Source organism: Aquabacterium sp. UBA2148, assembly GCF_002328915.1.
GTDB lineage: Bacteria > Pseudomonadota > Gammaproteobacteria > Burkholderiales > Burkholderiaceae_C > Aquabacterium > Aquabacterium parvum.
The window spans coordinates 11,488-12,314 of sequence record NZ_DCXA01000124.1 but is presented as its reverse complement, the minus strand read 5'-3'; the positions used below and the strand labels follow the sequence as shown (position 1 = coordinate 12,314).

At 67.6% G+C, this 827-nt stretch carries 1 protein-coding gene; it reads left to right on the top strand.

Annotated elements, in window-relative coordinates; genetic code table 11:
• A partial coding sequence (locus B2W70_RS06795; RefSeq protein ID WP_286744095.1) for a bifunctional enoyl-CoA hydratase/phosphate acetyltransferase occupies positions 1–827 on the top strand: 827 nt, incomplete at both ends.

The following is an 827-nucleotide window of genomic DNA, read 5'->3' as shown; positions in this document are numbered from 1 at the left end:
GAAAACCGCTGCTACGACGAACTCGCCATCGGCGAGTCGGCCAGCCTCACCCGCACACTGACTCTGCAGGACATCGAGCTCTTCGCGCTGCTCAGCGGGGACGTCAACCCCGCGCACCTGGACGAGGCCTACGCCCGCGAGACGCCCTTTCACAAGGTCATCGCGCACGGCATGTGGGGTGGCACCCTCATTTCCACGGTGCTGGGCACGCGCCTGCCCGGCCCGGGCACCATCTACGTCAAACAGTCGCTGGCCTTCGTGCGGCCGGTGGGGCTGGGCGACGTGGTCACCGTCACCGTGACGGTGAAGCACAAGCTCGAGAACCACCGCGTCGTCCTCGACTGCCTGTGCAGCAACCAGGCCGGCAAGCCCGTCATCACCGGCGAGGCCGAGGTCATCGCGCCCGACGTGAAGGTGTGCCGCCCTGCCGCCCCCCTGCCTGAACTGCAGCTGCGTCACCACGAGGGTTTCACGCGGTTGATGCAACGTGTGCAAGGCCTGAGGCCCATGCGCTGCGCCGTCATCCACCCGCTCGAGGCCACGGCCTTGCAAGCCGCCATGCAGGCCCAACGTGCCGGCCTGATCGAACCTTGGCTCGTGGGGCCGCGTGCTGACATCGAAGCCCTTGCGCAGACCCACGGCATCGACCTCTCGCCTGCACGCTGGCAGGACGGCGGCCCTGCTCAGAACCGAGCACCTGATGCAAGCACCAGCCTGCGCGAGGGACTGCAACTGATCCACCTAGGCAAAGCCGAGGTGCTGATGCAAGGCGCCGTGCCCACCCGTGAATTGCTGCAGGCCCTCATGGCTCGCGAAGGTGGGCTGCG